This is a genomic window from Pseudomonas sp. MYb185, assembly GCF_002979975.1.
In the GTDB taxonomy this organism is placed as follows: Bacteria; Pseudomonadota; Gammaproteobacteria; order Pseudomonadales; family Pseudomonadaceae; genus Halopseudomonas.
Window position 1 is genome coordinate 85,446 of record NZ_PCQD01000003.1, and the last position, 25,778, is coordinate 111,223.

20 protein-coding genes are annotated in these 25,778 nt (G+C 58.2%); 5 read left to right on the forward strand and 15 right to left on the reverse strand.

The genetic code is table 11. The features are described 5' to 3' along the window. Positions 1 to 58: 58 nt before the first annotated feature. Positions 59 to 2,335: an ABC transporter permease subunit gene (locus tag CQ007_RS05320; RefSeq protein ID WP_371919794.1), complete on the reverse strand. Its 2,277-nt coding sequence runs from the start codon at positions 2,333 to 2,335 to the stop codon at positions 59 to 61. A 118-nt stretch (positions 2,336 to 2,453) separates the two neighbouring features. Continuing rightward, positions 2,454 to 3,425 carry a PstS family phosphate ABC transporter substrate-binding protein gene (locus tag CQ007_RS05325; protein WP_105643902.1) on the reverse strand — a complete coding sequence of 324 codons (972 nt, stop codon included), beginning with the start codon at positions 3,423 to 3,425 and terminating at the stop codon, positions 2,454 to 2,456. Between the two features lie 258 nt (positions 3,426 to 3,683). Here CQ007_RS05325 and CQ007_RS05330 point away from each other — a divergent pair, with 258 nt between their 5' ends. Beyond that, on the forward strand, positions 3,684 to 4,076 hold the full coding sequence (locus CQ007_RS05330; RefSeq protein WP_105643904.1) for an acyl-CoA thioesterase: 393 nt from the start codon (positions 3,684 to 3,686) through the stop codon (positions 4,074 to 4,076). A gap of 127 nt (positions 4,077 to 4,203) precedes the next feature. Here the strand turns inward: CQ007_RS05330 and CQ007_RS05335 are convergent, their stop codons facing one another. From CQ007_RS05335 to CQ007_RS05345, 3 genes are all read right to left on the reverse strand, one after another. Next, positions 4,204 to 5,112: a hypothetical protein gene (locus CQ007_RS05335; protein WP_105643906.1), complete on the reverse strand. Its 909-nt coding sequence runs from the start codon at positions 5,110 to 5,112 to the stop codon at positions 4,204 to 4,206. 14 nt (positions 5,113 to 5,126) lie between these two features. Then, complete coding sequence (locus CQ007_RS05340; RefSeq protein ID WP_105643907.1) at positions 5,127 to 6,104, reverse strand: nitronate monooxygenase family protein; 978 nt, start codon at positions 6,102 to 6,104, stop codon at positions 5,127 to 5,129. Positions 6,105 to 6,277: 173 nt separating this feature from the next. Continuing rightward, positions 6,278 to 6,412, reverse strand: coding sequence for an entericidin A/B family lipoprotein (locus CQ007_RS05345; RefSeq protein ID WP_177424282.1), 135 nt, complete (start codon positions 6,410 to 6,412; stop codon positions 6,278 to 6,280). A 198-nt stretch (positions 6,413 to 6,610) separates the two neighbouring features. Between CQ007_RS05345 and CQ007_RS05350 the strand changes: the two genes are divergently transcribed. Then, on the forward strand, positions 6,611 to 7,867 hold the full coding sequence (locus CQ007_RS05350; RefSeq protein WP_158256724.1) for an MFS transporter: 1,257 nt from the start codon (positions 6,611 to 6,613) through the stop codon (positions 7,865 to 7,867). Between the two features lie 476 nt (positions 7,868 to 8,343). Here CQ007_RS05350 and drt3b read toward each other — a convergent pair whose 3' ends face one another. From drt3b to CQ007_RS05370, 4 genes are all read right to left on the reverse strand, one after another. Then, complete coding sequence (gene drt3b / locus CQ007_RS05355) at positions 8,344 to 10,392, reverse strand: antiviral reverse transcriptase Drt3b (RefSeq protein WP_105643911.1); 2,049 nt, start codon at positions 10,390 to 10,392, stop codon at positions 8,344 to 8,346. Beyond that, entirely contained in the window at positions 10,385 to 11,767 is a 1,383-nt protein-coding gene (gene drt3a / locus CQ007_RS05360) for an antiviral reverse transcriptase Drt3a (protein WP_256582208.1), read from the reverse strand. Before drt3a ends, drt3b begins: the two co-directional genes overlap by 8 nt. A gap of 317 nt (positions 11,768 to 12,084) precedes the next feature. Further along, the gene (locus tag CQ007_RS05365) at positions 12,085 to 13,140 is read right to left on the reverse strand and encodes a hypothetical protein (RefSeq protein WP_105643915.1); all 1,056 of its coding nucleotides are present in this window, start codon (positions 13,138 to 13,140) and stop codon (positions 12,085 to 12,087) included. A 245-nt stretch (positions 13,141 to 13,385) separates the two neighbouring features. Then, positions 13,386 to 14,141 (reverse strand): HNH endonuclease, encoded by a 756-nt coding sequence (locus CQ007_RS05370; RefSeq protein WP_256582221.1) that lies wholly within the window; start codon positions 14,139 to 14,141, stop codon positions 13,386 to 13,388. A gap of 107 nt (positions 14,142 to 14,248) precedes the next feature. Between CQ007_RS05370 and CQ007_RS05375 the strand changes: the two genes are divergently transcribed. Next, complete coding sequence (locus CQ007_RS05375) at positions 14,249 to 15,313, forward strand: hypothetical protein (protein WP_105643919.1); 1,065 nt, start codon at positions 14,249 to 14,251, stop codon at positions 15,311 to 15,313. A gap of 69 nt (positions 15,314 to 15,382) precedes the next feature. On the opposite strand, the gene tenA is transcribed toward CQ007_RS05375, so the two are convergent. The 4 genes from tenA to CQ007_RS05395 form a co-directional block, all read right to left on the reverse strand. Then, the gene (gene tenA, locus CQ007_RS05380) at positions 15,383 to 16,051 is read right to left on the reverse strand and encodes a thiaminase II (protein WP_105643921.1); all 669 of its coding nucleotides are present in this window, start codon (positions 16,049 to 16,051) and stop codon (positions 15,383 to 15,385) included. Positions 16,052 to 16,128: 77 nt separating this feature from the next. Beyond that, positions 16,129 to 16,437, reverse strand: a complete 309-nt coding sequence (locus CQ007_RS05385) for an AzlD family protein (RefSeq protein ID WP_105643923.1) — start codon at positions 16,435 to 16,437, stop codon at positions 16,129 to 16,131. Continuing rightward, on the reverse strand, positions 16,434 to 17,144 hold the full coding sequence (locus tag CQ007_RS05390) for an AzlC family ABC transporter permease (protein ID WP_105643925.1): 711 nt from the start codon (positions 17,142 to 17,144) through the stop codon (positions 16,434 to 16,436). The genes CQ007_RS05385 and CQ007_RS05390 overlap by 4 nt, the downstream gene beginning before the upstream one ends. A 129-nt stretch (positions 17,145 to 17,273) precedes the next feature. Next, positions 17,274 to 18,266: a bile acid:sodium symporter family protein gene (locus CQ007_RS05395; protein WP_105643927.1), complete on the reverse strand. Its 993-nt coding sequence runs from the start codon at positions 18,264 to 18,266 to the stop codon at positions 17,274 to 17,276. A gap of 95 nt (positions 18,267 to 18,361) precedes the next feature. On the opposite strand from CQ007_RS05395, the gene CQ007_RS05400 reads away from it, so the two are divergent. Next, positions 18,362 to 19,159 (forward strand): helix-turn-helix transcriptional regulator, encoded by a 798-nt coding sequence (locus tag CQ007_RS05400; protein WP_371919795.1) that lies wholly within the window; start codon positions 18,362 to 18,364, stop codon positions 19,157 to 19,159. A gap of 43 nt (positions 19,160 to 19,202) precedes the next feature. Here CQ007_RS05400 and CQ007_RS05405 read toward each other — a convergent pair whose 3' ends face one another. After that, positions 19,203 to 20,300 carry an NAD(P)-dependent alcohol dehydrogenase gene (locus CQ007_RS05405; RefSeq protein ID WP_105643931.1) on the reverse strand — a complete coding sequence of 366 codons (1,098 nt, stop codon included), beginning with the start codon at positions 20,298 to 20,300 and terminating at the stop codon, positions 19,203 to 19,205. Positions 20,301 to 20,553: 253 nt separating this feature from the next. Then, positions 20,554 to 22,734 (reverse strand): DNA helicase II, encoded by a 2,181-nt coding sequence (gene uvrD, locus CQ007_RS05410; protein WP_371919796.1) that lies wholly within the window; start codon positions 22,732 to 22,734, stop codon positions 20,554 to 20,556. Between the two features lie 191 nt (positions 22,735 to 22,925). On the opposite strand from uvrD, the gene CQ007_RS05415 reads away from it, so the two are divergent. Further along, the gene (locus tag CQ007_RS05415) at positions 22,926 to 25,754 is read left to right on the forward strand and encodes an EAL domain-containing protein (protein WP_105643933.1); all 2,829 of its coding nucleotides are present in this window, start codon (positions 22,926 to 22,928) and stop codon (positions 25,752 to 25,754) included. Positions 25,755 to 25,778 lie beyond the last annotated feature (24 nt).

Here is a 25,778-nt window from a genome sequence, read left to right on the forward strand (position 1 = left end):
TGCACCAGGCTTTGAAAGTATTCTGTTTCACTGTGTTGATTCCTGTTGTCCGTGGGCCTTAGAGCGATGCGTATTTCTTACGCAGGCGCTGACGGATCAGTTCGGCCAAGGTGTTCATCACGAAGGTGAAACTCAGCAGCACCAGCGCAGCCAGGAACAGCACCCGGTAGTGCGTACTGCCGACCTCGGACTCGGGCATCTCCACCGCGATGTTGGCCGACAGGGTGCGCATACCCTCGAAGATGTTCATATCCATGATCGCGGTATTACCGGTGGCCATCAGCACGATCATGGTCTCGCCCACCGCGCGGCCCATGCCGATCATCACCGCCGAGAAGATCCCCGGACTGGCGGTGAGGATCACCACCCGACTCATGGTCTGCCAGGGCGTGGCCCCCAGCGCCAGCGAACCCTGGGTCAGGTGACGGGGTACGCTGAAGATCGCGTCCTCGGCGATCGAGAAGATCGTCGGGATCACCGCAAAGCCCATCGCCAGGCCAACCACCAGGGCGTTGCGCTGGTCGAAGTTGATGCCCATCTCGTGGGTCAGGAACACCCGCATGTCACCGCCGAAGAACCAGGCCTCGAGATAGATGCTCATGTGGAAGCACAGCCAGCCGATGACCAGCAGCACCGGTACCAGCAGCAATGCCTCCCAGCCATCGGGCACCATGAAGCGTACCTTCTCCGGCATCTTGCTCCAGGCGAAGGCGAAAGCCAGGAAGGCGATCGGCGTCAGTATCAACAGACTGACCACCCCCGGCAGATTGGCCTCAAGGAATGGTGCCAGCCACAGCCCGGCGAGAAAGCCGAGAATGACCGTCGGCAGTGCCTCCATCAGCTCGATCACCGGCTTGACCTTGCGGCGCATGGCCGGGGCCATGAAATAGGCGGTATACACGGCTGCGGCAATCGCCAGCGGGGTCGCCAGGATCATCGCGTAGAAGGCGGCCTTGAGGGTACCGAAGGTCAGCGGCGACAGGCTCAGCTTGGGTTCGAACTCGGTGGTGCCGGAGCTCGACTGCCAGATGTAGTCGGGCTCGGGATAGCTTTCATACCAGACCTTGCCCCACAGCGCCGACCAGGAGATTTCCGGGTGCGGATTGTCCACCTTCCAGACACTGATCTGGCCATCGGCGTGCTCGACCAGCAGATCACCGGCACGCGGCCCGATACTGTAGGCCGACACCGGTTTCTCATCCACCGCCCGTACCATCAGGTTCTGGTGCGCGGTGGTGTTGTAGAAGCCCAGCCGGCCCTTGTCGTCAGCGGCGAGGAACACCTTGCGCCGCTCCTCGGCGCGGATGTCACTGATCGCATTGCCCCTCTGCTCACCGAAGCTGCGTACGTGGGTCAGTTTCGAGGTGCCTTCGCCACGGACCATGAACCACTGGGCCAGGTTGCCCTGGTTGTCACCGATGATCAGCGAGATGCCGCCCAGCAGCAGGTTGGCCGAGGTCACCTTGCGGCCGGCCCCTTCGACCACCGCATAACGCTCCAGCAGATTGCCTTCCTGGCGCAGCGAATAGACGTTGACGTACTGATCGCCGTTGAATACGTACATCCATTGCAACAGCGGGTCGACCAGGATCTTCTGGATATCGCCGCTGACCGGCGCCAGCGGAATCTGCCGGCGATCCATGCTGACCTCACCGGTCATCAGGTTCTCGCTGCTGCTGATGCGGACATAGATGAGTTCACGGCCGACGCTGCCGACCAGCGCCATGTTGTCGCCACTGACGCGCATGGTCACGCTGTCCAGGGCGCGGCCCTGTTCGTCCAGGGTCAGCGGCTCGCTACCGTAGGGGAACGCCAGCGAAGGCGTGATCAGCCGTCTGTCGTCCGGGTAGGTGACCCGGTAGTCGTGACGGCCAATGATGACCTGGCCGTTGCTCAGACCCACCACGAACTGCCGGGAGGTGGGGCTTTCCATATTGAAACTGGTGATCTGCACACCGGCAGGGATCGGCAACTGCTGTTCACTGATCAGTGAACCGTCGGCGGTGCGGAAGAATGCCAGCTGGCCGCTGTCGCCCAGGCGCACGGCAACCTCGGCCTGCTCCTCCATCGCCAGCAGCAAGGGTGCACCACTGTCGACGGTCCATGCCGGCTGATAGCGGGTGCGCTCTTCCAGGTCAGCCCCGCTGAACAGCGGCAGCACCTCGGACAGCAGATAGAGGAAGATCAGCAAGATAGCAGCAATCACACCCAGGCCACCGACCGCCACATACCAGCGGGTGAAGTGATCCTTGAAGTGACGTACCTTGCGGTGGCGTTGCATCGCTTTGGTATCAAAGTCGATGCGGGTCTCTTTGGGTGGTGATTGCATAGTCATGGCCGCACACCCTACAGGGTCAATATGACAGATTAATTACAGAACCAAGGCAAAAAAAGGGGTGTGCACGAGGCACACCCCTGGGGCCGGGCGATCCATGCCCTCGGCAATCCTTCGCTTACATGCCAAGCTCTTCGTAGACCTTGTCCACTACACGCTTGGGCATCGGCACATAGCCGTCCTTGAATACCACTTCCTGGCCTTCCTTCGACAGCATCAGCTTGACGAATTCACGCTCCAGGGGCGCCAGCTCGCGGTTCGGCGCCTTGTTCACGTAGACATACAGGAAGCGCGACAGCGGATACTTGCCGGAAATGGCGTTTTCCGCGGTAGCGTCGACGAACTCTTCACCTTCGGCGGCGGCCAGCGGTACGGTGCGCACGCTGGAAGTGCGGTAGCCAATACCGGAGTAGCCAATGGCGTTCAGCGACTGGCTGATCGACTGCACCACGGAAGCGGAACCGGGCTGCTCGTTCACACCGTTCTTGAAGTCACCCTTGCACAGGGCCTCTTCCTTGAAGTAACCGTAGGTGCCGGAAACCGAGTTGCGACCGTACAGCTGGATGTCGCGGTTGGCCCACTGACCTTCCAGACCAGCCTGGCCCCAGGTGGTGATGTTGCTGTCATGGCCGCACAGACGGGTGGAAGAGAACACCGCGTCCAGCTCAGCCATGGTCAGGCCCTTGATCGGGTTGTCCTTGTGCGCAAATACCGCCAGCGCGTCGATGGCGACAGGAATCTCGACCGGCTTGTAGCCGAACTTTTCCTCGAAGGCCTGCAGCTCGCTGTCCTTCATCTTGCGGCTCATCGGCGCCAGGCTGGAGGTGCCTTCGGTCAGTGCCGGCGGCGCAGTGGAAGAACCGGCGGCCTGGATCTGCACGTTGACGTTCGGGTAGTGGCGTTTGAACTCTTCAGCCCACAGGGTCATCATGTTGGCCAGTGAGTCGGAACCAACGCTGGACAGGTTGCCGGACACACCGCCAACACGCTCATAGCTCTTCAGACTCGGATCAACATCGGCAAAACTGCTGCCTGCGGCCATCCCGGCAGCGGCAACAGCAATAGCGGCGCACAGTCGCTTCATTTTCATGTCTTTCTCCTGGTGAGGTAGTGTTAGCAACACGCGACCCAGTATCTGCAGTCGATGTGACAACTCTATTCAAGGATTATGACAATCAGATTAAAAACAACTGTCGTTGTGCCGCTATATTCTTTGCCAGACTTTTACCTGTTTCAGCATTGAGCGACCCCGTGCAATCCCTTAAGATACGCGGGCTCGTGTTGTCAACGACAATCACCGCTGTTTATCCAGCACGCACAACAACTACAACATCATCCAGAGTAGTTCATGCAAGACTTAGATCAAGACCCGGTGCCAAGGGGGGAATTGGCACTCAAAATCACCGCCCTGCCACGCGACTGCAACAGCTTCGGTGACATCTACGGCGGCTGGCTGGTAGGTCAGATGGACATTGCCGGCACCAGCACCGCCTGCCGCATCGCCCGCGGCCGGGTAGCCACCGTGGCCATCGACCGCATGGGCTTCATGGTACCGGTACCGGTCGGCGCCCAGCTCGGCTTCCATTGCCAGGTGCAGGACATCGGCCGCAGCTCGATCACCATCCTGGTCGAGGTCTGGAGCGACGACCACAGCCATGATGAAAGCCGCAAGGTGACCGAAGCCACCTTCGTCTTCGTCGCCATCGATGACCGTGGGCGGACGCGGGTCATTCCGAGCTGATCCCTACGGGTCGTCGAGCTCCGTTCAACACGTGCTACGCCCCAGCCCTGGAGGGTCGAGTTCCATCTCGACCCACGGCACTCCCGGCAACATCGCAGGAATGCCAACCGACACTGCCCGCCTGCGCCTACTGCGGATAACCCGCGTAGGAATGCTTGAGCGTGGCGTGGTTGAGCAGCATTTCCGCCTTCAACTGATTGCCATCGGCAGAGTAGATGCGCGTCCGTATCCAGTACGACTCGGTGCGCTTGCTTTCCGACAGCGCCACCACTTCCCGACGAATCAGATAATCCTCACCCACGAACAGCGGCCCGTCGATCATGCGGATTTCCTGATCGGCAAACAACCCGACCACCGGCTGCTTGACCGGGAACGCAGCCTGCTTGCTGCTGTACTCGGCCAGCACGCTGACCATCTCCAGCGGGATGATCGCGCGACCCCAGGGTGAACCCTCCGCGGTCGAATACCAGGGCGAGTTCTCGGTGATGCGTTCCAGTTTCTGGTTCAGCGAGAAGGGATACAGATTGCCCATATGCTGGTCGGCATCCATGCGCACCTGCTCATCCTCAGCGCCTTTCATGCCCACCTGCAGATCGGCAAGAATCACCAGCTTCTCCGGCGGCCGGAGTCTGGCCATGCGCTCGTCCAGCAGGGTGGGACCATCATCCGGTCCCAGGCTGGCACTGGCTTCCAGCACGGGTGTGCCATCGGCCTTCTCCGCCCAGCAACGTACCCGGGTAGCGCCTGGCGCTGGCCGTTCGACGAAGGCACGCACCTGCTCACCCTCCACCACCATGTTCTGGAAGTGCGCGGAGAAGCAGCCGCGCTCGAACCACGCCTGGCCCCAGATCTCGGCCAGCAGCGGCACGAACTGGCTGAAATGGGTCGGCCCTTCGATCGGCCCGGCACGAAAGCCGAGCTTTTCCGCCATATCGTCATCGTGGATCGAGCTGTGGCCGCTGTATTCCTGGTCCGCCAGCATCTGCTTGGGTTCCCGCAGCGGGCCACATATATAAAGAGGAGTGTCGAAACTCATGTCTAGCTTCCTTCTCAGCCGTTGAGCATCTTGGTCAGCCGCTCGCGAATGATGCCTTCGGCCTCAGCCATGATGCGGTCGATCAGTTGCTGCACGGTGGGGATGTCATGGATCAGACCGGCGACCATGCCGCAGGACCAGGCACCGGCATCCATCTCACCGGTCTTCATGATGCGCGGGTAGACACCGGCGACTTCCTCGACGATATCCTCGAACTTGATGGACGCACCCAGGCGCTTTTCCTTCTCCAGCAGGCGCTCGACGGCAGCGTTGTTCATCACCCGCTCGGTGTTGCGCAGCGGGCGCATGACCAGCCGGGTATCCAGCTCGCTGGCCGCGACGATGGCCTGCTTGACGTTCTCGTGTACCGGCGCTTCCTGGGTGGCGATGAAGCGCGTACCCATGTTCATGCCCTCGGCACCCAGCGCCAGGGCGGCGGCCAGCGAGCGGCCGTCGGCCATGCCGCCGGAGGCGACGAAGGGAATCTTCAGTTCTTCGGCGGCACGCGGCAGCAGAATGAAGTTGGGCACGTCATCCTCGCCGGGATGACCACCGCACTCGAAACCGTCCACGCTCACCGCGTCGCAACCGATGGCCTCGGCCTTGAGGGCATGACGTACCGCGGTGCACTTGTGGATCACCTTGATGCCGTTTTCCTTGAGGATCGGCAGCCATTTCTGTGGGTTGTTGCCGGCGGTTTCCACCGCCTTGACGCCACCCCTGATGATCGCCTCGATATAGCCCGGATAATCCGGCTGCTTGACCGAGGGCAGAAAGGTCAGGTTGACGCCGAAGGGCTTGTCGGTCATTTCCCGGCAGCGGCGGATTTCCTCGGCCAGCGCCTCGGGGCTGGGCTGGGTCAGCGCAGTGATGATGCCCAAGCCGCCGGCATTGGCCACCGCCGCGGCGAGTTCGGCATAACCGACGTGGTGCATGCCGCCCTGGATGATCGGATGCTCGATACCGAAGAGTTCTGTGATTCTGGTTTTCATGGATACCTGCCGAGTCGAGTTGGCAGCACGCAGCGGGCGTGCCTCTTGCAATGTCGACTGAGTGTAGGCGGTCCATGGCGATGCGGGCAAACACCAGATTGGCGGGATATTCAGCAGGTTTATCGGGGCATCAGTTACCGGCCACCCGGGCGGGCGGCCAGGCAACTTGCGTACTATCTGTCCTGCGCCTTGTCCTCGATCGCCTCGCCACCGCGCTGAATATCCCTGCCTGCGCCTTCCATGGTGTTACAGCCGGCCATGAACAGAACCATCATTCCGAGCAATACTGATTTCAGTTTCAGACTCATAATGAACTCCAGCATTATTGTTAAGCACCAGTCACGCGCCGGGGGCAACGTGGGTCAGGCTGAATGGTGTGCAGCCACAATTATGGACAGCGAAGGGGTGGGATGGGTTCAGGTGGGCTGTGGGGACCTACTCGGCCACCCCAGCGGAAAGCTGCTACCCTGAGCCGCTGCGAAGCGTCAGATAACAAGAGAGCTCCGATGTCTCAGAACCCCAACCGCCCGAACATGGCAATTACCGTACTGTGCGGCACCCTTACGTCCCTGGTCGTGATCGGGTTTGCCCGCCTGGCCTACGGCATCATCCTGCCGGCGATGCGCGCAGACCTTGGCCTGTCCTACCAGCAGGCAGGGATTCTCAGCACGGTGACTGCCCTGTGCTATGTCTGCTTTGTCATGGCCGGCGGCCTGGCCGCAGCCCGCTGGGGAGCGAAGGCCTCGGTCATGTTTGGCATGCTTACGGTGACGGTGGGTTTCCTGGGCCTGGCTGTTGCTACCCCCTTCTGGCTGGTGATGTTCCTCATGGGGTTACTGGGATTCGGTACCGCCTTCGCGTTCGCGCCCATGGTGGCGCTGCTGGCGACCTGGTTTCCAGAGCAGCGCGGGCTGGTCATCGGCTACATGACCAGCGGCGTCGGTATCAGTATTCTGGTATCCGGTGTCCTGGTGCCCTTCCTGTTCGACGTGTTTGGCGATCAGGGCTGGCGGGTCAGCTGGGGCGTGTTTGCCGCCGCTGCCCTGTTTGTCGCGGTCATGATCGGCCTGTTTGTACGCAATCCCCCCGCACCTAAAGCCAGAGCGGCTGGCCACCTGCCGTCGGAGGTGAAGTGGCGAATCTACCGCAACCCCCGGGTACTGATCGTGGCGACCACCTACGGCATCATCGGCCTGGGCTATATCGTCCAGACCGTGTTCATGATCAGTTTCATGGTTGAAAGCGGCCACAGCGAAACCATTGCAGGACGCTATATGGCAATGATGGGCCTGCTGTCCATCATCGGGGGCCCGCTATGGGGTTGGTTGTCTGACTTCTGGGGCCGAGGCAACGCGCTGGCCATGTGCATATTCCTGGTGCTCGTGGCCGTGGCATTGCCGATCATCGGGCAGACCCTGCCCTACTTCTTCTTCCACTTCCTGGTGATGGGCGCCTCGGTCAACGGCTTGTTTGCGCTGATCCAGACCAGCGCTACGGATCAAGTAGCGCCTCGCTACATCCCCATCGCGTTCAGTTTCGCCACCGTCTTCTTCGCCTTCGGCCAATTTCTCGGACCTGCCATCGCCGGCTGGTTGATTGAAACCGCCGGGGGGTTCACTGCGGCTTTCAGCTTTACCTTTGTGGTGCTGTCGGTGGGGTTTGGTTTAACGCTGTTGATACGGCGGTTTCCCAAGGAGTATGCGGTTGGGGAGCCTAAGGTGGGGGCGGTTCAGTCCTGTGAGGAGTCGGAAGCGGTGAGGTAGGCAAACGAACAGTTGTTTCCACCAGCATGTAATGAGTGGCATTGATATCGAGGTCGGCGCGATCAATACACTAGCGCTAGTCTTGCTGAGAGGATCAGTAGAAAGAAGCGGTGTAGGCTATTACCCGAACGCAGGTATATCGTACGGGAGGCAGCTATTTTCATGGCCAGTTGAAGGAAATAATACGATTTTCCTCCCCGAAAGACTGCTTCCGGCCAGAAGCGGACGTTGTAACATAAGAGTGCTGAAAGCCGTCCAAGTATATGGCTCGAGTCAATAAGTCGTCATTGCAAGGCAAAGATGATCGAGCTTCCTCCACTTTCCTGGTAGGCCTAAGCTATTAGGAAAGTGGAGGAGTCAAGACCGGAGAACTCACGAGGATTCAACGAGGCAAGGCTTTCGTGCATAGAACAACCTAGCCATGATGCTGGTGTGTGCGACCGCAAACGGTCTTCTATGTGCGTGATGCATCTTCGTCAGTATACTTCCTGGCTGACCTTGGCGTCTAGCTCTTTGGAAAAATCGAAATCTCCCCATTTAGTGAACCAGAATTCGCTATATTTCTGAATTCTCAACAAATTATTAGCAGGTAAACCATACATTTGTAAGATTCTCGTTTTAGTCTCGTCACTCACAAAGGGGCACACCGTAAGGTCTAACGCTAAATGCACCATCTCAGAGTCACCTACCAGCGAGTCCTCCTTCAAGCTGAATATCTCCAATACATGTTTTTCCAAAGCTCTTCTGAGAAGTGAGTAGCGAGACTTATTCTCAATATAGAAGAGCAAAGTAACTATGGAAAAATAATCTAGACTAGATCTCGCTTCATACTGACCATCTAAAATCTCAAAGCCAAAACTATATCCCAGAACGCTTTCATCTATGCGATAGTTCTTGCCCAATTGACGCATTAAAACCAAGAGGTACATAGTCTCAATTTTTGCACTATTGCCATTCGAGTTGTGACCTACAACGCTTCGGCATCTTTCGTATATTACCTGAGAAATTAAGGCTCCGTAACTCAACCCTATTGGCTCAGTCTTGTAAAACGAAAGAACGCGCTGACATATGCGACAAATTTTGATGGTTGTATTAACTTTCGGCGATACCGCGTAGATAAAGAACACAAAGCTTAGAAGGGCTTCCATTGACTTTGAAAAGCTCTTATCCGTGCCGTCGACTTTCTCAATTTTTTTGTAGGCGTCAATCAAAGATCCGACTTTCCGCTCAACAATTGATAGCGAGTAATTTAGAATCTCGCCATAGTTGACCCCAGAGGTCGCCAAAATGGACTTGAAGTCAGTTATCAGTGAAGACCTTCCAATATAAATCTCCCCCCTTGGTAGCGTTTCTCCGTCCTTGATCACAGGAGATATTTCGTATGTAAGCGTACGATCAAAAAGATCAGATATATGTTTTTTTGCGATAGAAATTGGTGTGATTATGGGGCGAGATAGAGTCTCCTCCTTTCCTTTATTTAGAGATAGCTTGTATAGCTTCAGGCTTTCCTGAAGTGTCATTTTTATTTGATGGCAGACTTCGTCGCTATTGTAGAAGACAAAATAGTCATCTACGTAACGATAAATCTTGAAATCTGAGTTATGAATATATCCCTTTTCAAGAAGCTTCCCGGAAATTTCGACATCAACCGCCTGAAGAATTATCTCTGCAAAAATTCTTGACACCTCAGGGCCGATAAGTATTCCATTTGTTTCGTTATGGTTCAGCTTCTGCATCAGCGAATCAAACTTTCCTGCGAACGACCCTAATATGGCTTTAAGGTTTTGCTTTGCGAAGCCCTTACCATACACCGCCCAGGCTAGTGAGTGCGTGTAAATGCTATCGAAGCACCCTGAAATATCGAATTTAGTGAGGTTTCTGAAGTCACGCTCGCTACGGAGGTGCTCCCTGGATTCGTAGAATTTAAAAACATTACTGAATCGTTCATATACAAAAAATGACTTTAAGTTCTCATAGTTTTCACCATCTACTTCTACTAGTGAATCAGATTTGTCCTGCCGCTCTATTTGCGAGCGAAAGTTGATATAAGTGCACCCGGCAATTCGTCTTGGTGATCGTAGACTGAACTCACTTCGACCGGTATAATAAATCATCAAGTCTTTGAACTGGTCATAGAAATCCACCACCAGTAACTGTCCCTTGGGGTGCATCAGTGATAACTGCCGCAACTGATCCTGCTTATGCGTAGTAGAGAAGACGAAGGGAATAGTATGGACAAAGTCTGTTTTATCCAGATCAACTATAGAGATAGTTCTGCAATCCTCAGTAACATGTCTAACAAGCTTAGTATTTTGGATTCCCAGCACCATCTTCACAAGATTGTCTAGCACCTCATCAATATAGTTCCAAGAAATCTTATTCTTGTGAAATTTGATAGTGTGATCACATAGAAATCTGTAGAAATATCTATTTGAAAAAACTATCGGAACCTCGTACGGGAGCACATCAGACAACACAACCCTTTCGACTGGGAAATTTATAGACAAAGCTTTTTTTCTAGACATGCTTCCATCCTCGCGAAAGCTCTGAAAGCTGCTTAGAGTCAAAATTTCTGAACAATTTCTCCGTGAATCCTTTTTCAAAGGACAATTTCGAAAGTTTTCTCTTTAGTGATGGACTAGCAACGCCTGCGATCTTGTTACGATAGAACTGGTCTAGCCCGGAGAGCTGATCAGTATCAGTTATATACTTGTTGCTAAAGTATATGCCGATAAAGGCGTTACTTTTCCTGTTAAATAAACGCATATTTCCGGTTAGAAAAAGACACCGAAGCATCAATTCTTCAGCCGCTTTTTTTGGAATAAACGCGCATTTTTTTGAGTAATCTGTGAAAGCTTTCTCGATGCGTGATTTGTACTTATCAAACTTCCTTTTGCTCAATCGCACACCTGGGGTGCTACTGGAAACATCAAATGTGTAGCCCAAATAATCAAACTTTCCTTTTTGCTCCTCAAGCAGGTCAATCACTTTCGTTTTGTTGTTAAGCTTGAGCCCTTTTTCGTGGAGTATGTTACGGAGGGTACCTAAATATTTCGTCGCGAGCTCTTTTCGGTGTGGGGCATACATTAGCACCATATCATCGACGTACCTGGCATAATAAAACAAATCATCTTGCTGTCTGATTTCAGTATCAATGCTAGACAGATATATCTCAGATAGATAGGCGCTAATTCCTATGCCTCGCGGTAGACCATTATCATCGCCAGAAATGGCGACATAGTCTTTCATAAGTCGTGTCAAAATTCTTTTAATCAGCACCGACAATTCCGGAGACTGATGGATTCCATCGAGTAACTCCTTGTGCCTGACAGACTCATAAAACGACTCCACATCCGACCTTATTATGTACTTTGGCACATCATCCAAAGCTAACGACTTTACTTGGCTAGTTAGAGTGTCACGTGACGGCATGCGAATATCATATAGAGACTTGAGCATTCTCTGAACAAACTTGACAGCGAGAATCTGATCTAAGCTATCTCCGACTCCGTAAACTCTTTTCCCGCCAACTGTAGCTGGCAAGAGAGCCAAATTTATTCTGAATTCTTTGCTGCCGATAATCTTAGAGGCTCGCTCAAGCTCAGAGTCAATCAAGCGTGCGTGCTCAGCTTTACGCTTTTCTATAACAATAGCCAAGCGTGATATACGCTTATCATAAAAGGCGGGGGTTATTTTTCCAGTACGTAAGCGGTACCGTGAAAGTGAACGAAGATTATTCAGCTTGTAGAGTTTGGTTCTTATATCGAAGGCAGCAGGAATAAATCGCTCTTCAAGATTCCCTCCCTTCTCCCGATCTCCCTTGAGTAGGTAATTAAGGTTTTTTATTGAGATAGCTTGATCCATAGACAATATAGGCCTTCTATAAATTACTTCTTCCACTACCTATTCCGATTAGGTTTAGTAAGGAGCCTAACTCCTGCTTATCCGGAGTACAGCAATGGTTCAGCGATAGGTTTGGCTAGATTACGCTCGATTCAGTTGTACGCCTTGATTCAAGATCTTTAGTGATTCCCCGATGGCAGCTCCTAGCCGATAGCGACGGCCCAGCTTTGGACCGTCGCTATGCGGAAGTGGCCGGCCAGCATTCAGGAACGACTACAGCAGGCATCGTCCCAATTCGGTCGAAGCAGCCAGTCGTGGCTAAACCTATTTAATGTTAAGCCGAGCAATGTCGAGCACCAGTCGCCGAATAGCCGTTAAGATTTTGGTTTAACCAGCACTAAGTCAGTCTCGTCAACACCCGTTCGTACGTGAAGCTCTGGGGTTGATTCTTCCGGAATGCCCTCAAGCATCAAAGCGTTTTTAGCTTGTTTAAAGGCGTTGGGAATTGACTTGCCGAAGCCAATTGCGGAATAAAACTGCGCGGAAAATACCCGTGCTGCTGTGTCCCCAATTGTCTGATTCATTCCAATTGCCGCATCCACATACTGCGTGCATGCGGCCGCTTGGTTGTATGAGTGACAGGTGTTAAAGAACACGAGCCGAACTGAGTCATAGAGCTCAAAAGTGTTAACAATGCTAGCGAGAGAAATAAAAGCTGCATCACCGTTGCGATCCTGCAAAACCAGTTCGTCCTGGTTAGTACCGTGCCCGCTAAAGTGAACGATCGTCGGCTCCAGTTCGTTCATGTACTGCAATATATCGCCGGATCGCAATGCCCAACGTGACTCCAATTTGACTGCATCGCGATGGTCTGAAAGGCGGATTTTATGCTGTATTTCTCTAACCTCCTCATCCAGAAGGAGTCGTCGATCAGAAGCTGTCGCAGGATCAGTAGCGAAGAACGCAACCACAATTTCCTCCGGTAAAGCGCTCAGCCGATCTACACGTGCAATAGTTTCACGATGAAGCAGTTCGTGGTGTGTCAAGCTAGATTCCACAGCACGGAACTGCTGCTGCTGAGCAGCTTGCTGTCGCTTCTGCTCATCATTCCTTTTCTTGAACGCTTTTGCCTCCTCATTATCCAGCCGCTTTTGAGCACCTACGAGCTTCCTCTGTTCGTCTGCGATTTTTTTCTCTATCTTCGCAGCCTCACGCTCATGCTTGGCTTGGTCATCGGCGTGCCGACTAGCTTCACGCAGCTTGGTCTGCAATGTTGACGTAGAAGTAGCTTTGGTCGCTGCGGATTGTGCAGCAAGTGATTTCTTACCCGCGTCCGCTGCCTTTTGCACTTCTCGCGCTTTTTGTTCCGTCAATCTAGCAATGCCAGACCGAATCTGAATTACTTGGCGCCGGTACATGTCTATGCTCATGCACTATCCCTTATGAAATATCTGGCTTGGCGTGACTACCTGGAAAGACGCCTCCATCCTTTCGTCCCATATTATCTGATATCTTTCCTACAACAAGTCTGCGGCTCGAACATCGCTGGCTCCTTTCTGTGGTGGCTATACGATGACATGGTTATGTCAAGCAAGCCGCCGGCAGCACAGTTGGCTCACTTTCTGAGTCTGGAGGCGCTCGATGACCGCTTCTGGCCGATAGCAGCCCCTACCGTTTACCCAACAAACACATTCTCTCGATGCCATCTAACCAACCCACCATCAGGCGCAAACCGTTCAGGCAACACAATTTCATTGCCCTCAATTGCCACCAGCGTCGACTGAGCAAACGAATCAGCACGCCCCTTCAGTCGATCACTCACCATCACAGTGAACTCATCAGATAAAGCGATAAGTCCCTGATCGAACGCCCGGTCGTGCAGCGCTGAAAGACACAGTCCGTTAGCCGGGTTCAGTCTGTTCGCTTCGTCGACACGCCAAGGGACGATATGGCTCGCCAGGAGCAGTCGCGGTTCGCTCAAGCCAGACATGCAGCACTTCGCACCGTAGCTCGCCAGGACCGCTTTTCGAAAGAAGCTCTGCCGAATTCGTATGCGAACCTGCGCTTCCCGGGTTTCACCGAAATAGTCGGCAGCGGCTTCAGCGACGTTGGGGTCATCAGTTGTCGAGACGTCATCCGACGTGGCGAGTAGCACGCTGCACTCATCTACCAGGCTTTGCCAATCGTTCTGAAATTGCTCCCAGATGGCACGATCAAGTTTCGAGGCGCCGGATAGACCCTTTCTTCCCGTTCCGGTGATCGCTGGATCCAGGCTGGCGAAGTTGACGAGTTTCATCGCTACCGATGATGATGTCCTGCCGAGTCTGTTTGCCAGGCGAATGATGTCCGGGTTGCCTTTATGAAGGCGCCCAAAGGGAAGCTGGCAATATAGGTAGAAAGCCAATTTGAGTTCATCGGCTGTCCAGCGCACATTGGACAAAACGGACTCCTTTCTCGTCTCGTTGCGGTGCCACCAGGATAGCCCAACAGCCCTGGTTGCGGATATGATCCCTCTACGCACATCAGCAAGGAAGCCATATGCAGAAGTGGAGCGATCGCCCGCCAAGCGAGGATGCAATTGATGTCCTGCTCAAGACATCTCCCGTCTTTCTCCGGGCATATGGGTCTCTGCTCACGAAAATACTGCCGCCGCTCTCCGGGTTCGGCATCTTTTTACTGTACTTCTACCGAAACCACTTTTATCCCAGCTTCGATCTGTTCCAATTCTCGTCGTTACTGTTGGCGGCAGCATGCATTGGCTTCGCCATTGTTGGTGGAGTGGTTTTTACGATGGTCGCTCCCGGTGCTGCTCTTTTCCACTGGTTTCTCAATACGAAGAAGGTCAAGGAAGAAGTTGTCTATGCGATGCGCTACTCGGAAGGTGCGCGCACAAAAGCTGTTCGACAACTTGTAATGCTGGCGTATTTTGGACCTTTTAGCCTGGTCGGCCTCGGCATGGTGACAGCAATACTACTTGAGCCGAGCCTTTTCACGATGACCGTTCTGCTATGGCCCATCCTCGTCGCGCTGGGCTTCGGCATTGCCCTGCAGATCCGGCTCGACCTGCCTCCCTGGAGTTTCTTCCATTACGGTTGGTCGAGCTATATAGCGCTTATGATTTTTGTTGTCTTGCTCTCGACCATCTTGCAGAGCAGTTTGCCGATCATAGATAAGCTGAACAACAGCTGGCATTACCCGATCCTGTGGGCGATTCCCTTGGTCATCGCCATTATGGTGTCGATCTGTTCGATGGCGCATTTTGCGAGCTGGAGTGCGGCAATCTATTTCGGCCTGTTTTTTGGGCTACTCCTGGCTGGCTACAGCGGCTTGCTCACTACGGTTCCTGAAAAAACGATCAAGAGCCTGGGGCTCGGAGCATACGACGCGGAGATGATCATCCTCGATCCGGTGTTCTGCCACCGCGACCTTAGCGAACTAGGGATTGCTGAAGACTGTACGTTGCGAAACGTCCATGTAGTTTGGTCGTTCGGCGAGGCAATCGTGCTCCGCCCTGCGCTTAATGAGCCATATCAGATCCAGATCCCAACCACATTCGTTCGGTCTCTCGTCCAGTCAACTGGCCCTAGTCCTCAAAGCCAGTGATGACGTCTTGTTTGCCTCACCAGCATGGAGAGCCACACTGAGCTGCGCAAGCAGCTCAGTCCCCGTGACTCACATCCGCTGATTCAACCCCATATCCCAGAAATCAATCTCCAGCCGGGTAGCATCACGGAAGATGCGCACCAATTGCTCGAAACGGCGTGGTGAGACATCCGCCAGTTCGCGGTTCAGCCAGTCGATTTCCGCGGCGGTGGCGTTCTGGAATTCCTCGCTTTCGTACATGCTGATCCAGGCCTCGTAGGGGTTGTTTTCCCCGCGCTGGGTTTCACTGCGGCTGTTCAGCCATTGGGCGACCTGCCCATAACCCACCAGGCAGGGGGCCAGCGCCACGTGCAGGTCCAGCAGGTCGCCGCGGTTGCCGGTATCCAGCACGTAGCGGGTGTAGGCCATGGTCGCGCGGGCCTCGGGCAGCGCCTGCAGCTCCTGCTCGGAAATACCCCACTGCTGGCAGTACTGGATGTGCAGCCCCAGCTCCAGATCCACTATCGCCTCCAGGCCGGCCTTGGCCTGGCGCAGGTCCTCCAGGGTGGGGCTTTTGTAGGCGGCCAGGGCGAAGGCGCGGGCGAACTGGATAAGGAACAGATAGTCCTGCTTCAGGTAGTGACGGAAGGCATCGGCGGCCAGGGTGCCGTCGCCCAGTTGCCGGACGAAGTCATGCTGAATATAGGCGTCCCACTCGCTCTGGCACGCCTGGTAAAGCTGGTCGAAGCTGAAGGCCATCTTTATCTCTCTGATTTGAAAAGATTTTACAGGTGGCAGATACCATAGCCGGTCAGCCGGTGAAAGCAATACACCGCCTAGAAATGCCTGACCAACGCCGCTGCGACTATGCCAGCAGCGATGGCGGGCAAGGGTTTGCGCAGCAGCAGCATGATGGTTGCGGTGGTCAGCAACGCCAGCCGTGCCCCATTGTCCCCACTGACCGCCAGGGGCGCGAGCAGTGCCACCAGCACCGACCCGGACATGGCCTGAATGAACCGCGTCACCCGGTCACTGATGGGCACGAAGGACATCACATACACCCCACCCCAGCGGGTTGCCAGTGTCACCAGGGCCATGACCAGGACGATGACCAGCGCCCCGGTACCTGTGGTGCTGATGTTCATCGCTGCTTGCCCCCGCGGATCATGCCGGCCATGCCGCCCGCCAGCGCGCCCACCACGACATGGCTGTTTTCCGGCAGGTACCAGTACGCCAACAGCGAAGCGATGGCGGCAATGCTCCAGATGACCAGCATCCGCAGGTTTCTTTCGCCGCCCACCACCATGGCCAGCAGGAAGCAGCCCATGACCATATCCAGACCCAGGCTCGCCGGATCACTGATGGCGTTGCCAAAATGGATGCCAAGCCAGGTGCCGACTATCCAGAACGACCAGAGCGCCAGACCACCGCCCAACAGCAACCCCAACCCCGGCTCGCCGCGACTGAATGCCTGCATGGACATGGCCCAGTTGGCATCCGATGCGGTCAACATCACGCCATAGCGCTGCGGCGCTGGCAGGTGGCGCAGCCAGGGATACAGGGTGGCGCCCATCAGCAGGTGGCGGGCGTTGATGGCGAACACCGTGAGCATCATGGTGAACAGCGGCATCTGCGTGCCCCACAGATCCAGCACCGCGAACTGGGAGGCGCCGGCAAATACCAGCGTGCTCATGCCGATGATGGTCGAGTCACTCAACCCGACCTGCGCTGCGGCCAGCCCGAAAGCGGCGCCGAAGACGATCACGAACAGGGAAATCGGCGCCAGTTGCTTGAACCCCGACCAGACCAATGATCTATCGAGTTGATGCAGTTCCGTAGTCGCCTTTACCAATGTATACCTCTCGACCCGACGCTGACGCGGGCACTATGCACTGAGCATGATAACCATTCGATAGGCAAATAGTAGCGTACGGAGGATGACGGAAGGGCAGACCACCGCGAGCCTGCCCCGGCATCGCTGTCAGGTGCTTTCCACCGCCGCCTCCGGCGCTTCGGGGCGGCGGGCATAACGCTCGGCCAGCACCGCGCAGACCATCAACTGGATCTGGTGGAACACCATCAGCGGCAGGATCATCGCGCCCATGGAGCCGCCGACGAACAGCACCTGGGCCATGGGTACGCCGGTGGCCAGGCTCTTCTTCGAGCCGGCGAACAGGATGGTGATGCGATCCTCGATACTGAACCCCATCCGCCGCGCCAGCATCTCGACCAGCAGCAGTACCACCGCCAGCAGTATGCAGCAGGCCACCACCAGGCCACCCAGTTGCAACAGCGGGATGCTGTGCCACAACCCTTCGACCACCGCCGCGCTGAACGCGCCGTAGACCACCAGCAGGATGGAGCCCTGATCCACGTTCTTCAGCCAGGTCTTGTTCTGTTCGACCCAGCTACCGATCCAGCGGCGGGCGATCTGCCCGGCGATGAACGGCAACAGCAGCTGCACGGTGATCTGGCCGATCGCGCCCAGGGTGTCGCCGCTGCCGGCATCGGCACCGAGCAGCAGCATGACCAGCAGCGGGGTGACGAAGATACCCAGCAGGCTCGAGGTGGCCGCGCTGCACACCGCCGCCGCGACGTTGCCCCGGGCCAGGGAGGTAAAGGCAATCGCCGATTGCACCGTGGCCGGCAAGGCACACAGGAACAGCATGCCCAGGTACAGCTCATGCCCCATCATCGGTGCCAGCACTGGCTTGAGTGCCAGCCCGAGCAGCGGGAACATGATGAAGGTACAACTGAATACCACCAGGTGCAGGCGCCAATGGGTGGCACCGGCCCAGATCGCTTCGCGCGACAGCTTGGCGCCGTGCATGAAGAACAGCAGCGCAATCGCCAGGTTGGTGATCCAGCCGAACACTACCGCCACCTGATCCCGGACCGGCAGCACGCTCGCCGCCACCATCACGGCGATCAGACAGAGGGTGAAGTTGTCGGGAATAAAACGAGGGCGAGCCATGGCAACGATCTCCTTGGGCAACAGGCAGCTTGCGCTGATGGACGCTTGAGTCTACTGTCGGGCAAACTTTCTGGCTAACGCGATCAGGGCCCTCAATGTCGAGAAACGGACACAACAGTCCCGTCCACCGTCCGGTACCACAGATGCAGCATCTGCCCCGTCCGCTGTTCGCCCGGGTCGAGTCGCTGTCGCGGCCGGCAGCCACCGACTGGCACAGCCATCCCTGGGCCCAGCTGTCCTATGCCACCCATGGTGTGCTGTCGGTGCACACCGCCAGCGGGCGCTTTCTTGCCCCACCGCAGCGGGCGATCCTGGTGCCGCCGGATGTACCCCATGCCGTGCTCAGCTCACCGCGCACCGAGATGCGCAGCCTGTATCTGGAGCCGCACGTGGTGGAGTGGGCGGAGGATCACTGCGTGGTGCTGGAAATCACCCCGCTGCTGCGCGAGCTGATCAGCGCCTTTGGCGAGGTGCCGGCCGAGTACGCGATCGATGGCCCGGATGCTCGGCTGGTCGAGGTGCTGCTGGATCAATTGCGGGTGGCGCCGCAAACCGGCCTGTTCCTGCCTTGGCCAAGCGACCCGCGGCTGCAAGCCCCCTGTGAACGGCTGTATCGCAACCCGGAGCACAGCGTCAGCCTGCAGCACTGGAGCCGCGAGCTGGGTCTCTCGGAAAAGACCCTGTCGCGGATATTCCTGCGTGAAACCGGTATCAGCTTTCGCGCCTGGTACCAGCGGCTACGCCTGCTGCATGCCCTGCCGCTGCTGGACCAGGGCCACAGCGTGACCGATGTGGCCCTGGCCTGCGGCTACGACTCCACCTCGGCCTTCATCGCCGCCTTTCGCCAGCAACTGGGCATGACCCCCGGCGCGCTGGCGGCCAAGGTTCGCTAGTCGAACTCAGGTGGGGGTCGATGCGAGCGGCCCCACCTACCACTCACGGCTTGATGGCAACCTTGAGCACACCATCGCGCTGGTTGGCGAACAGGTCATAGGCGTCGACGATCTTGTCCAGACCGTACTCGTGGGTCACCAGCACCCCCAGGTCCAGCCGGCTGGACGCCACTACGTTCATCAACCGGCGCATGCGTTCCTTGCCGCCGGGACAGAGTGCGGTGTTGATGCGGTGATCGCCCAGCCCAGCGGCAAAGGCACCCAGCGGAATGCTCAGATCCTCGGAGTACACCCCCAGACTGGACAATGTGCCGCCGGGTTTGAGTACCTGCAGCGACTGACTGAAGGTCTGCTGGGTACCCAGGGCTTCGATGGACGAGTCCGCGCCACGCCCGCCGGTGAGCTTCATCACCTCCTCGACCACATCGCCGTTACGGAAGTTTAGGGTGATATCGGCACCCAACTGCTGGGCGATGCCGAGACGGTGGTCATTGCCGTCCACCGCGATGATGGTGGTCGCACCCAGCAGCCGCGCGCCAGCGGTGGCGCACAGGCCGATCGGGCCCTGGGCGAAGATCACCACGGTATCACCGATGCGGATATTGGCATTTTCCGCGCCCTTGAAGCCGGTGGACATGATGTCCGGGCACATCAGCACCTGCTCATCGGTCAGGCCATCGGGGATCGGCGCCAGGTTGGCCTGGGCATCGGGCACCAGCACGTACTCGGCCTGGGTACCATCGATCAGGTTGCCGAAGCGCCAGCCAGCGGTGGCCTTGTAGCCATGACAGCCACAGCGGCCATCGGCGGTCAGATAGCTGCCATCCTGCGATGCCACCCCATCCTGGGCGGCATAGGAATTGAAGTTCGGGCAGATGGCCCCGGCAATCACGCGCTGGCCTTCCTGGTAGCCTTGCACGGCGCTGCCGAGTTTCTCGATCACGCCCACCGGCTCATGACCGACGGTCAAACCCTTGGCCACGGGATATTCACCCTTGAGAATATGGATATCCGTGCCGCAGATGGTGGTCGTGGTAATGCGAATCAGCGCGTCGTTGGGACCGACGTCGGGGATGGGCTTGTCAGCCAGTTCGATACGTCCGGGCTCGACAAATATTGCCGCCCTCATCATCTCAGCCATGGGAGTCGCTCCTGACAGTGGATAGGGAACAGCCTTCTGTATTGCACAGAATCCACTACAGATTAGGTCAGTTCCCGCAACATGGAGCTGATCTGGGTCAAGTACCGGCAGCGCGGTGAGTCAAGATGAGGCTCGACGGCCCGTCCGCAGGCGTAGCACCGGGGCGCTACACCCCGCCGGGGCTGCAGAATGCACGGCTGGCCGAGCTGGAACTCGGCCCCGTACCTGTCGCAGGATCGGTGTATAGGAAGCGTTAGATCGCCTCCAGCTTGGCGTAACTCACCATCAGCCACTTGCTGCCTTCATCATCGAAGTTCACCTGGATGCGTGCCTGGGCGCCCTGGCCCTCGTAGTTGAGCACCACGCCCTCGCCGAACAGCGAGTGCATGACCCGCTGGCCGAGGGCGAAGCCGGTGCTCTCGGTGGCTTCCTGGGCGAACATGCTGCCCTTGCCCTTGGCGGGACCGAAGGGACGGCTGACCGTGTTGCCCAGGCGCACCTCGCGGATCAGCTCGGCGGGCACTTCGCGAACGAAGCGCGAGACCTTGTTGAAGGTTTCGCTGCCGTACAGCCGGCGGGTTTCCGCCCAGGTGATGATCAACTGCTGCATGGCACGGGTGATGCCGACGTAGGCCAGGCGGCGTTCCTCTTCCAGGCGGCCCGGTTCTTCCAGGCTCATCTTGTGCGGGAACAGCCCCTCCTCCATGCCCGCGAGGAACACCAGCGGGAATTCCAGACCCTTGGCACTGTGCAGGGTCATCAGCTGGACGCTGTCCTCGAAACGGTCGGCCTGGGTTTCACCGGCTTCCAGTGAGGCGTGGGCGAGGAAGGCCAGCAGGGTATCGCCGTCTTCCTCCTCGTCGGCCATGTCGTTCTCGAAGGCGCGGGCAGCGGAGACCAGTTCCTCGAGGTTTTCCACCCGGGCCTGGGCCTTCTCGCCCTTCTCATTCTCGTGGAAGGCCAGCAGGCCACTGTGTTCGATGACCTGCTGGGCCATGCTGTACAACGGCACGCCCTCGACCCGCTCGGCGAGTTGCTCGATCAATTGCATGAAGGTCTGCACGGCGTTGGCGGCGCGACCCGGCAGGCCCTTGTTGTCGAGCAGGTCGCAACCGGCCTGCCACAGCGAGACGTCCTGCTGGCGGGCGTGCTGACGCAGGGCCTCGACGGTCTTGTCGCCGATGCCGCGGGTCGGCACGTTGATGATGCGTTCCAGCGCGCCGTCATCACCACGGTTGGCGATCAGGCGCATGTAGGCCATGGCGTTCTTGATCTCGGCCCGCTCGAAGAAGCGCTGGCCACCATAGATACGATAGGGGATGGCGGCGCGCAACAGGGCCTCCTCCAGCACCCGGGACTGGGCGTTGGAGCGATAGAGGATGGCGATCTCGCTGCGGCTCAGCCCCTCACCGACCGCCTCGCTGATACGGTCGACGATGAAGCGCGCTTCATCCTGCTCGTTGAAGCCGGCATACAGGGCAATGGCTTCGCCATCGTTACCGTCGGTCCACAGTTCCTTGCCCATGCGCCCGGCATTATGGGTGATCAGAGCGTTGGCGGCCTTGAGGATGGTGGCGGTGGAACGGTAGTTCTGTTCCAGGCGGATCAGCTCGGCAGCCGGGTAGTCCTGCTGGAACTGCTGGATGTTCTCGATGCGCGCGCCGCGCCAGCCGTAGATCGACTGGTCGTCGTCGCCGACCACCATCAGGCTCGGGCTGTTGCCGGCAATCAGTCGCAGCCAGGCGTACTGCACCGCGTTGGTATCCTGGAACTCGTCGACCAGCAGGTGGCGGAAGCGCGCCTGGTATTGTTCACGCAGCGGCTGGTTGTCGCGCCACAATTCCAGCGAACGCAGCAGCAGTTCGGCGAAATCGACCACCCCGGCGCGGGCGCAGGCCTCCTCGTAGGCCTGGTAGATGCGCAGCATGGTGGTCAGGAACAGGTCACCGGCAGCCTGGATATGCTGCGGGCGCAGGCCCTCGTCCTTCTGGCCGTTGATCCACCACTGCGCCTGGCGCGGCGCCCACTGGTTCTCGTCCAGCCCCAGCTCGCGGATCACCCGCTTGACCAGCCGCAGCTGGTCGTCGCTGTCGAGAATCTGGAATTGCTCGGCCAGACCGGCCTCGCGCCAGTGGGCGCGCAGCAGGCGATGGGCCAGGCCGTGGAAGGTGCCGACCCACATGCCCTGGGGCGAGATGCCGAGCAGTTGCTCGATGCGCTGGCGCATCTCGGCAGCCGCCTTGTTGGTGAAGGTGACCGAGAGGATGCTCCAGGGCGAGGCCTTTTCCACCTCCACCAGCCAGGCGATACGGTGTACCAGCACCCGGGTCTTGCCGGAGCCGGCGCCAGCCAGCACCAGTTGCTGGCCGGGGGTGGCGGTGACCGCCTGGCGCTGGGCGTCGTTGAGCGAATTGAGCAAATGAGAGATATCCATCGGCAGCATTCTACCGTGCCCCAGGCCAAGCCGAAAGGAACAGAGACTGCAACCGGTCCGCCGCGCATTTGTACCCGGTTGGGGCTGTGCCGGATCGGCGCTCTGGTGTATGGTTTGCCGACGGATCGCTACGCACATGGAAGAGGCATGACAACAACGGATATCACGCAGCGACGCGGGTGCGCGGTAGCATGAGCCCCAGTGGAAAACGCCTGGACGCCGTGGCCAGCCAGCGCCTGCATCAGCGCGATCTGCTATTCGAATATTCCCGCCTGCCACAGTGGCTGGTCATGCTCGCCGCCGGCGTGGTCACCGCGCTGGTCTGGGAGCATGCGTCACACCCGCTGGCGCTGAGCTGGCTGGTGGTGGTCTGCCTGCTGACGCTGCTGCGCATCCGCCTGGCCCGCTGCTATTATCGCTGCAGTGCCGAACAGCGTCTGCAACCACACTGGCTGGCAACCTTCTATATCGGTAATGCCATGTCCGGGCTGGCCATGGGGCTGGTGCATATCCTGCTGGTACCCGTGGATACCTTCAACCTGCAGGCCAGCGCCTATGCCGTCACCAGCGGCGTGGTGCTGTGCGTAAGCATCATCTACGCGCACCGTTTCAGCGCCTTCCTGACCTTCGCCCTGCCGAGCTGGCTGCTGCCGACCGTGTTCCTGCTGCTGCAGGACGACAGCAGCAGCCCCTACTGGGGCCTGATGGGCGTCACCCTGTTCAGTTGCATACTGCTGGCCGCGGCCTTCATCAACCGCTCGGTCACCCATACCCTGCGCAGCAACCGGCGCAACGAGGCGCTGTTGTACCGCCTGGATGAGGCGCGTCAGCAGGCCGAGGCGCTGAACATCCAGCTGAGCGGGGAAATCCAGCACCGCCGGCAGGCCGAGCAGCAATTGCGCAACAGCCATGATGCGCTGGAGCATCGGGTCGCCCAGCGCACTACCGAGTTGCAGCAGACCCAGGCTCGCCTGAGCATGGCGCTGGAGGCCAGTGCGCTGGGTCTGTGGGACTGGGATCTGCGCACCGACATCGTGCACCACTCCCACCTGCTGGAGATCTTCGGCCTGCCCGAGACCCAGTTGACCATGACCGGCGGGCTCAAGCCGCGGGTGCATCCGGATGATGTCGAGCGCGTACGCGATGCGTTGATCAGCCATTTCAAGCATGCCACGCCCTACTGCGTCGAATACCGCGTCAAGCATCAGGATGGGCGCTGGGTCTGGGTCGAGGACAATGGCCGCGCGGTGGAACGTGACGGCGCCCGCCGCGCGCTGCGCATGATCGGCACCCGCCGCGACATCACCGCCCGCCGGCACCAGCATGAGCAGGAGCGTCTGGCGGCAACGGTGTTCGAGGCCACCTCCGACGGTATCTTCATCCTCGATCCGCAGCAGAAGGTGCTGGCGGTGAACCAGGCATTCAGCGTGATCACCGGCTACCCCGCCCAGGATGTGATCGGCACCTCCTTGCTGAGCAGAAGCAACGACCCGGCAACGCTCGATACCTATGCCCGCCTGCATGCAGCGCTGCGCAACCATGACCGTTGGGAGGGCGAGGTGATCGAGCAGAGGCGCAGTGGCGAACGCTACCCGCAGTGGCTGCAATTGGCGGTGGTGCGCGATGAGCAGGGCGAAATAACGCACTATGTGGGCTTCTTCGCCGACCAGACCATCAGCCGCAAGACCGAGGAACAGCTGCGCTATCTCACCGATCACGATCCGCTGACCCATCTGGCCAACCGCAGCCAGTTCACCCGCAAGCTGGCCGAGGCCACCGGGCAGGCCCGCGCCCAGGGCCACGGACTGGCCCTGCTGCACATCGACCTGGACCGTTTCAAGTACATCAACGACACCCTGGGCCATGTCCAGGCCGATGCACTGCTGTGCCAGGTGGCCGACCGTCTGAACCAGATGCTGCCCAATGCCTTCATCCTGGCGCGTCTGTCCGCCGATGAGTTCGTGGTGGTGAAGCAGGATCTGCCCTCCACCGCCCTGGCGGAGCTGGCCAGCCGCCTGCTGAAGGTACTCGGCGAGCCGATCCAGATTGGCAGCAACGAGCTGATCGTTTCCGCTTCCATCGGCATCAGTCACTTCCCCGATGCGGCGCGCAACAGCCTGCAGCTGATCAACCAGGCCAATCAGGCCATGCAGCATGCCAAGCACCTGGGCGGCAATTGCTTCCAGTTCTATTCCGCGGATCTGCCGACACGCAATATCGATCGCCTGCGCCTGGAAAACGAACTACGCAAGGCGATCACCGAAGACCAGCTGCAGATCCAGTACCAGCCCAAGCTGCATCTGGCGTCCAACAGCATCGGCAGCGCCGAGGCACTGGTACGCTGGCAGCATCCGACCCGCGGCATGCTGGCACCGGCGGAGTTCATCGCCATGGCCGAGGAGACCGGCCTGATCCTGCCGCTTGGCGAGCTGGTGCTGCGCCAGGCCTGCCAGCAGGCCAGCCACTGGCTGCACGACGGTCCGGCACCGATACGGGTGGCGGTCAACATGTCGGTCCAGCAGTTGCGCCAGCCGCGCTTCGCCGCCGAGGTAGCCACGATCCTGCAGCAGACTGCACTGCCCGCCAGCCTGCTGGAGCTGGAACTGACCGAGAGCATGCTGCTGGAACACAGCGAAACCGTGGCGGAGAATATCGCCGCGCTGCAGCAGTTGGGGGTGGAGTTGTCGGTGGATGACTTCGGTACCGGCTATTCGTCGCTGGCCTACCTCAAGCGTTTTCCCATCCACAGCCTGAAGATCGACCGCAGCTTCATCGGCGAACTGGATGAGCAGCCCCGCGATGCGGCCATCGTACGGGCCATCGTGGCCATGGCCCACAGCATGAACCTGCGGGTGGTGGCCGAAGGCGTGGAAAAGGAAAGCCAGCTGGTGTTCCTGCGCAACCAGGGTTGCGATGAAGTACAGGGCTATCTGGTCAGCAAGCCGGTCTCGGCCGAGGCCTTCACCCGGCTGCTGCAACAGCGCCAGGGGAGCGGCAAGTTATCCATGCCCACGCCCTAGGGGTGGCGTATGTCGGTATCCTCG

Bases quoted from the DNA above. Each gene is read 5' to 3' on its own strand.
- CQ007_RS05385 (WP_105643923.1), bottom strand. From the start codon at position 16,437: ATGAACATCAGCACCACAGGTACCGGGGCGCTGGTCATCGTCCTGGTC.
- CQ007_RS05340 (WP_105643907.1), bottom strand. From the start codon at position 6,104: ATGAAAACCAGAATCACAGAACTCTTCGGTATCGAGCATCCGATCATC.
- CQ007_RS05330 (WP_105643904.1), top strand. From the start codon at position 3,684: ATGCAAGACTTAGATCAAGACCCGGTGCCAAGGGGGGAATTGGCACTC.
- CQ007_RS05350 (WP_158256724.1), top strand. From the start codon at position 6,611: ATGTCTCAGAACCCCAACCGCCCGAACATGGCAATTACCGTACTGTGC.
- CQ007_RS05345 (WP_177424282.1), bottom strand. From the start codon at position 6,412: ATGAGTCTGAAACTGAAATCAGTATTGCTCGGAATGATGGTTCTGTTC.
- CQ007_RS05400 (WP_371919795.1), top strand. From the start codon at position 18,362: ATGTCGAGAAACGGACACAACAGTCCCGTCCACCGTCCGGTACCACAG.
- CQ007_RS05415 (WP_105643933.1), top strand. From the start codon at position 22,926: ATGAGCCCCAGTGGAAAACGCCTGGACGCCGTGGCCAGCCAGCGCCTG.
- CQ007_RS05365 (WP_105643915.1), bottom strand. From the start codon at position 13,140: ATGAGCATAGACATGTACCGGCGCCAAGTAATTCAGATTCGGTCTGGC.
- drt3b (WP_105643911.1), bottom strand. From the start codon at position 10,392: ATGTCTAGAAAAAAAGCTTTGTCTATAAATTTCCCAGTCGAAAGGGTT.
- CQ007_RS05335 (WP_105643906.1), bottom strand. From the start codon at position 5,112: ATGAGTTTCGACACTCCTCTTTATATATGTGGCCCGCTGCGGGAACCC.
- CQ007_RS05375 (WP_105643919.1), top strand. From the start codon at position 14,249: ATGCAGAAGTGGAGCGATCGCCCGCCAAGCGAGGATGCAATTGATGTC.
- tenA (WP_105643921.1), bottom strand. From the start codon at position 16,051: ATGGCCTTCAGCTTCGACCAGCTTTACCAGGCGTGCCAGAGCGAGTGG.
- uvrD (WP_371919796.1), bottom strand. From the start codon at position 22,734: ATGGATATCTCTCATTTGCTCAATTCGCTCAACGACGCCCAGCGCCAG.
- CQ007_RS05325 (WP_105643902.1), bottom strand. From the start codon at position 3,425: ATGAAAATGAAGCGACTGTGCGCCGCTATTGCTGTTGCCGCTGCCGGG.
- CQ007_RS05405 (WP_105643931.1), bottom strand. From the start codon at position 20,300: ATGGCTGAGATGATGAGGGCGGCAATATTTGTCGAGCCCGGACGTATC.
- CQ007_RS05320 (WP_371919794.1), bottom strand. From the start codon at position 2,335: ATGACTATGCAATCACCACCCAAAGAGACCCGCATCGACTTTGATACC.
- CQ007_RS05395 (WP_105643927.1), bottom strand. From the start codon at position 18,266: ATGGCTCGCCCTCGTTTTATTCCCGACAACTTCACCCTCTGTCTGATC.